Source organism: Pedobacter sp. (assembly GCF_035317785.1).
Classification (GTDB): domain Bacteria; phylum Bacteroidota; class Bacteroidia; order Sphingobacteriales; family Sphingobacteriaceae; genus Pedobacter.
Genome location: NZ_DATHGC010000041.1, coordinates 1 through 6,986 on the forward strand (window position 1 = coordinate 1; position 6,986 = coordinate 6,986).

At 43.3% G+C, this 6,986-nt stretch carries 5 protein-coding genes and 1 pseudogene; all 6 read left to right on the forward strand.

Annotated elements, in window-relative coordinates; translation table 11 throughout:
• Positions 1-1,803 (forward strand): SusC/RagA family TonB-linked outer membrane protein (locus VK541_RS02850; protein ID WP_324366732.1); only part of this gene is annotated, 1,803 nt, incomplete at its 5' end.
• An 11-nt stretch (positions 1,804-1,814) separates the two neighbouring features.
• Entirely contained in the window at positions 1,815-3,497 is a 1,683-nt protein-coding gene (locus VK541_RS02855) for a RagB/SusD family nutrient uptake outer membrane protein (RefSeq protein ID WP_324366734.1), read from the forward strand.
• Positions 3,498-3,560: 63 nt separating this feature from the next.
• Complete coding sequence (locus VK541_RS02860) at positions 3,561-5,564, forward strand: FAD-dependent oxidoreductase (protein ID WP_324366737.1); 2,004 nt, start codon at positions 3,561-3,563, stop codon at positions 5,562-5,564.
• Positions 5,565-5,630: 66 nt separating this feature from the next.
• Positions 5,631-6,209, forward strand: coding sequence for a Crp/Fnr family transcriptional regulator (locus tag VK541_RS02865; protein ID WP_324366738.1), 579 nt, complete (start codon positions 5,631-5,633; stop codon positions 6,207-6,209).
• Between the two features lie 88 nt (positions 6,210-6,297).
• Positions 6,298-6,774 carry a DoxX family protein gene (locus VK541_RS02870; protein WP_324366740.1) on the forward strand — a complete coding sequence of 159 codons (477 nt, stop codon included), beginning with the start codon at positions 6,298-6,300 and terminating at the stop codon, positions 6,772-6,774.
• Positions 6,771-6,986 (forward strand): annotated as a pseudogene (locus tag VK541_RS02875) (12-oxophytodienoate reductase); the annotation flags it as partial. The gene VK541_RS02870 and the pseudogene VK541_RS02875, both read left to right, overlap by 4 nt.

A 6,986-nucleotide genomic window follows, 5' to 3' on the forward strand; every position in this document is an offset into this window, starting at 1 on the left:
GAAGGCGGCCAATGGGGAGTGGGTTGGAACGGTACAAATCCAATCTCGGTAAGCAGAGATGGGGGTACGTATAGACTAAGGGCCCCGTTTGGAAGCATTAACGCTACTGTTAACTACAAGCCGGTTGAATGGCTGGAGGCAGAGGCAGCTTATGCTCCGAAATATGCACTGTCATCTAATAATAGATTCAAGAAAGCAATCCAGTCTTATTTACCCAATGGCAGTCCAAGTTTCCTTACTCCGGCATTGACATCCCTCAATCAGTCTCAAACGCAGTCTTTTTTTAACAACATGCGTGCTACAGTTACAGCAAGCAAAACCTTTAATGATCATAGCCTTAAATTTCTCATAGGAGGGTCCAGAGAAGATTATTATTCAGAATGGATGTCCGGATACAGAGACACTTATATACTTCCGGACTATCCAATACTGGATGGAGGTTCTGCTTTAAATCAAACAGCTAAGGGAAGTGCAGAGGAATGGGCATTGCAATCGCTATTTAGCAGATTAAACTACAGCTACAAAGGAAAATACCTGCTGGAGCTTAACGCACGTTACGATGGATCTTCTCGTTTTGCTGATGGAAACAAGTATGGATTTTTCCCTTCGGCATCAGCAGGATGGAGAATTTCGGAAGAAGGGTTTTTTAATGGATTAAAAAATATCATCAATGAAGCCAAATTGAGACTTTCCTGGGGAAGGCTTGGCAACCAGAATATTGGAATTTATCCTTCTATAACTGCACTTATGTTTGAATCTACGGCTTTGGGCAAACAAATCACCAATACAGCAACATTAAGTGCCATGGCCAACAAAAACATTTCCTGGGAAACTACCGAGGAAAAGAATATTGGTCTCGATCTAACCATTTTCAACAATTTGAGCATCACAGCCGATTATTATCAAAGGCGCACCAGGGATATACTTCTGCAGCTTGATGTTCCACTCCTTATTGGTCTGATTGCACCCTTTCAAAATGCAGGAACCGTGGATAACAAAGGCTGGGAACTGGGCATAGCCTACAAAGGAAATGTCAAAGATTTCAATTATAATGTGAGTTTCAACTTGTCTGACGTAAAAAATACGATAGTAGACATGAAGGGCATTAACCAGACGGTTAATCTAACTGTAAACCGTGAAGGCCATGCTATCAATTCTCTTTTTGGGTACGAAGCACAAGGTTTTTTTGCATCCGATGGGGAAGCCGTTGCTCATGCAAAGCAGTTTGGCACAACTAAAGCCGGTGATATTAAATACAAAGATCAAAATGGCGACGGTCTGATCAATGAAAGTGACAAGATCATCATGGGCAGTACCATTCCAAGGCTCACTTTTGCCTCAAGCATAGGAGCCTCATATAAAGGCTTTGATCTTGCAGTACTATTACAGGGTGTAGGCAAGGCTAATGGTTATGTAAATGGCCCGGGTGTTTTGCCATTCAATGTAGGCGGGGCACTTGGGGGAACGATCAGAGAGGAAAATAAAGACCGGTGGACGCCGGAAAACCCTAATGCGGAATACCCGCGACTGGCTTTTGGTGAGTCGAATAATGAGCAGGCATCTACCTTCTGGTTAAGAGATGCATCATATTTACGCATCAAAAACATCCAGCTGGGTTATACTTTACCGGCTAACCTGACAAAGAAACTGAGCATCAACCGCCTTAGGGTTTTTGCAAACGGTTCTAATGTCGCCTCATTTGACCGCTTTCTTAGCGGATATGATGTAGAAGCACCGGTGGGCGCAGGCAATATCTATCCCCAGGTTAAATTATACAGTTTTGGTTTAGAGGTCACATTTTAACGATAAGACAGATGAAAAAAAATATATACCTTATTATGCTGGCTGTTGTTTTAGCAACAGTTGCACCTTCATGTCAAAAAGGATACCTGGATAAAAGCCCCTTGTCAGGCCCTTCAGATGAAACTTTTTTCGCCAATCAGGAAGAACTCCTTCTCGCTGTTAACGGCTTGTACAAATACGCAGCCTATACTCCGCTTGACGGTATGCCACTCAATCTTACTATAGATGATGGAACCGATATCGGCTGGGACCGTAACAATAGTGCTTTACAGAGTATAGGGAAAGGGAACCAGGACAGCAACAATACTTATGCAAAAGATATCTGGAAAGAGGCATACAAAGTAATTGCAAAATGTAATTTCATTCTGGATAATCTTGACAAAGTAAAGGACAAAACTACTCCGGCAATATTCAACCGATCAAAGGCCGAAGCCCGTTTCATCCGCGCTTATACCTATCAGTATCTTATCGATTACTTTGGCGGTGTACCACTGGTTACTAAAATGTTAAAGCTCGAAGATACCCAGATTCCCAAAACCCCAAAAGCTGAACTGGCCGATTTTATCATGAAAGAGCTAACGGAAGCAGCCCCGGATTTACCAAATAGCTATACTGGAGCTGATGTTGGCCGTGCTACAAAAGGTGCAGCGCTAGCTACTAAAGCCCGCACTGCATTAAATAATGGAAAGTGGCAGGATGCTGCCGACGCAGCGAAAACCGTAATGGACCTAAAAACCTATACACTGCACAACGATTTTGGAGCTTTGTTTAGTTATGCGGGGCAAAATTCCAACGAGATCATCTGGGCATTTCAATACCTTCGTGCCTCAAAAACCAAGACCCATGCTACGCCTACTGCGCTTTTATCCAGGAACGGGCAAGGATTCTCAAACAAAGTACCATCACAATCGCTTGTAGATGCCTATCCATGCACCGATGGATTGAATATAGATGAATCTCCACTCTTTGATCCTAAAGATCCATACAAGAACAGAGATCCAAGACTTGGATTTACCATCGCATTACCCGGATCAATTTACTTCAATTACCAGTTCGAAACTCACAGAGACAGTTTAAAATGCTGGAATTACGATACCACACCGGCGAAACGTGTCGACAACCAGGAAGCCATTAATGCCTTTGCAACCTTTACCGGTTATTGCTGGCGAAAATATGTAGATCTGGCCGACAAACCTGACCGCTCCAATTCAGAATTGAACGTAATCCAGATCCGATATGCCGAAATCCTGCTGATCTATGCTGAAGCTAAAAACGAACTCAATCAGTTAGATCAGTCGGCCTACGATGCCATTAATCTGGTAAGGCAGCGGCCAAGTGTAAATATGCCAGCCATTGCATCAGGTAAAACACCAGCAGAGTTTCGCAGCCTGGTCCGTAAAGAACGCCTTTATGAACTGGCCATGGAAGGTTTCAGGCAAACGGATCTGCGCAGATGGAATATCGCTGAGAAAGCCATGACCGGAAACTTCTACGGAAGGGTACAGAAAGGGCTGGTTGCAGCTGCGCCTCAGATCGACGAGAACGGTTTGGCTGATTATTCTGCTGTACCTAATCGTGCAGATATGAGGGTAATAGAAATACGCACTTTCAATAAAGACCGGGATTACCTTTGGCCAATTCCCAATATAGAGGTGGTCACCAATACTAAATTAATTCAGAACCCTAATTATTAATGCCTCAGGGGTATCCTTAAGGGGGTACCCCCTTATTATCCTTATCTCTTTAAAATATAAATTATGAAAAATATTTTTTTCTATCTATTGATGCCCCTTTTAGTAATTTCTTCATTTCAGCAGTTGTATGGCCAGCAACCCGCCAGGAAAGATTATGATATCTGCATCTACGGAGGAACTTCTTCAGGTGTAATTGCCGCCTATACCGCGGCAAAGCTAGGCAAAACAGTGCTGCTAATTGAACCCGGGACACATCTGGGGGGAATGAGTTCCGGTGGGTTAGGTCTTACCGATATTGGCAATAAATATGCCATCAGCGGTTTAGCACTTGATTTCTATAGAAGGATAGGGCAGCATTACAGCAAATTTGAGCAATGGGTGTTTGAACCCCATGTTGCCGAGAACCTGTTTCTTGATTACATCAAAAGGGCTAAAGTAGAAGTCTTGTACCAAAACCGTTTAACAGCAGTTGTCAAGGACGGAAACCTGATCAGCGAAATAACACTCGAAAGCACAAAAAAGGAAACATCAAACAATAAGGTTAAAGCTAAAATGTTTATTGATTGCTCCTATGAGGGAGATCTGATGGCAAAGGCAGGGGTTTCGTATACCGTAGGCAGAGAAGCAAACGATTTGTACAAGGAAAGCTTCAACGGTGTGCAATTGATGAAAGGGCACCAGCTTCCGGACGGAATAGACCCTTACAAAACCCCGGGTGATCCGTCAAGCGGCCTTCTTTGGGGAATTAACCCGGGAGTTTTGGAAAAAGACGGAACGGGAGATAAAAAAGTACAGGCTTATAACTTTCGGATCTGCTTAACCAATAATAAGGACAACCTGATCCCTATCACCAAACCGGAGAACTATCAGCCTGAAAGTTATGAATTGTTATTAAGACAAATGGAAAAAAGGCCGTGGAAATCCTTGCAAGATGGTTTTATATGGAGCGGTATGCCAAATGGAAAAACCGACATCAACAACAGAAACGGCTTCTCTACAGATATGATTGGAATGAACTGGGAATACCCTGATGCAGGCTATCAAAAAAGAGCTGAGATATGGAAAGCGCATATTGATTATACCAAGGGCCTGCTCTATTTTGTAGGCAATGATCCCCGTGTGGCTTCGCACATCAGGGCAGAGCTTAATAAATGGGGATACCCTAAAGACGAGTATACAGATATGGGAAACTGGTCGCATCAGCTTTACGTTAGAGAAGCCAGAAGAATGATTGGGGAATTGGTCATGACGCAGCACCATTGCCAGGGAAGAGAGCTGGTCACCGATGGCGTTGGTGTGGCCGCTTATACCATGGATTCTCACAATTGCAATCGACTGATCGTAAACGGAATGGTAAAAAACGAAGGAAATGTCGAAGAGGGAGGCTTTGGCCCGTATCCAATTTCATATCGTGCAATTATTCCTAAAGAAAGCGAAGCGGGTAACCTTTTGGTTCCGGTTTGCCTTTCTGCCAGCCATATTGCCTATGGTTCTATCCGTATGGAACCTGTGTTTATGGTTTTAGGGCAATCTGCAGCAGTTGCCGCGGCAAAAGCTATAGACAATAAGCAGACTGTACAAAAAGTAGATGTTTCACAGATCCAGGCACAGCTAAAAAGAAATCCGCTTGAAGATGGCAGTGCGCCTGAAATTCTGGTAGACAACAGTGATGCCACCAAAATCGAGAAAAAAGGAAACTGGACTGTACATAAGCATGGAGGTTATGGACCTGATTATATTCTTGCAGACTCCACTTCTTCAAGTCCGAAGTCAATCAGATACAGACCGGAGATTTCTAAAAAAGGAATGTACGAGCTGTATACTTATTATCCGAAGTTAAAAAATGCGGCTGCGGTTACGGTCATCAATGTTTATGACGGCACTAGTACCAGAGCGGTTTTGATAAAAGATGCAGAGGTTAAGGTGGTTGGCCAAACTTCAGGAGAGTGGGTTAGTTTGGGAACGTATTCCTTAAACTCAGGTAAAAAGGCCTATGTTGAGATCACAGCAAAAGGATCAGAGGGTGCCGTAGTAGCCGATGCGGTACTTTTTGTACCTGGTAAATGAGATGACCGCCCGAAATATCTAATTGTTTTAGCAGACTGGTTATATTTGTTCTATAAAGGACAAATAATGACCGCAGAATTGCTCAAACATATTTATGCGCATGCAGATATTGACCAGGATGAAGCAGAGATCATCCTGGGGGCATTCAAGCCAAAAACTATTCGGAAACATGAAAATATCCTGAGACACGGTGAAATCTGCAGGCATGAAACTTTTATCCTCAACGGATGCTTCAAGATGTCTTATGTGGATAGCCTTGGTGCAGAACATGTTGCCAGCTTTGGTGTGGAAAACTGGTATATCAGTGATTTTTACAGTTTTTTAAGCGAAAAACCCTCCATTTATACCATAACCGCCCTGGAGGACAGCCAGATTCTTCAGATCTTTAAACCTGATCTCGAGCATTTACTCAATACCATCAGGGGAATGGAAAGATATTACAGAATTTTGTTTCAGAATGCATTCGTCTCCCTGCAATCCAGAAACATGGACCAAATCAGTGCTACCGCAGAGGAACGGTACAGCACTTTTCTAAAGCGTTATCCCGGATTTCAAAACCGTGTGCCTCAGTACCTGATCGCCTCCTATTTGGGCATCAGTCCCCAATTCCTCAGCAAGATCAGGAGAAGGTCGGTACGAAAGTGAATGGATTAAGCAGAACTGTTTTTATTAACCTGGTTTCATGAGATTGAAATCTTAAGCCAGGAACTTTGTTGCGTAAAAAACATAAGTTATGCTTAATAAAAACACAAAGAAGTTACCGGCTTCTGATAATTATGCGCCGCTGATCCTCCGTTTGACTTTAGGCCTGATACTTTGGCCGCATGGCGCTCAGAAATTACTGGGTTCATTTAACGGCCATGGATTTGAGCGTACCATGCATTATTTTACAGAGACTGTGCATCTGCCTGCGCTGATCGGGTTTCTGGTCATTATGATGGAATTCTTCGGTTCCATAGCAATTGTACTGGGGCTTGCAACCCGAATACTAAGCGGAGTGACTATACTTCTTTTTACAGGCATTACCATTACCCACCACTGGCACGCAGGATTTTTTATGGATTGGTTTGGGACAAATCCTCCTGGTTTTGAAGGCTTTGAGTTTGACTTGCTGATGATGGGTATGGCGCTTTCGCTGGTAATCAGTGGTGGCGGCAAATATGCAGCAGATCATTTTTTTGGAAAACGTAATACAAAATCTACACTATGAAACATCATATCTTCTCTTCATTAAATAAGGGTAAACTAAATTTAAAAAACAGGTTGGCTGTAGCCCCTATGACCCGCAACAGCGCCGAAACATCTGGTGAGCCAAATGACCTGATGGCGGGCTACTATGAAAACTTTGCCGCAGGGGGATTTGGGATGGTCATCTCTGAAGGCACCTATACAGACGACCATTTCAGCCGTTGCAATCCAAAC

Excerpts from the sequence above, each read along its gene's own strand:
- VK541_RS02855 (WP_324366734.1), top strand. The coding sequence starts at position 1,815 with ATGAAAAAAAATATATACCTTATTATGCTGGCTGTTGTTTTAGCAACA.
- VK541_RS02860 (WP_324366737.1), top strand. The coding sequence starts at position 3,561 with ATGAAAAATATTTTTTTCTATCTATTGATGCCCCTTTTAGTAATTTCT.
- VK541_RS02865 (WP_324366738.1), top strand. The coding sequence starts at position 5,631 with ATGACCGCAGAATTGCTCAAACATATTTATGCGCATGCAGATATTGAC.
- VK541_RS02870 (WP_324366740.1), top strand. The coding sequence starts at position 6,298 with ATGCTTAATAAAAACACAAAGAAGTTACCGGCTTCTGATAATTATGCG.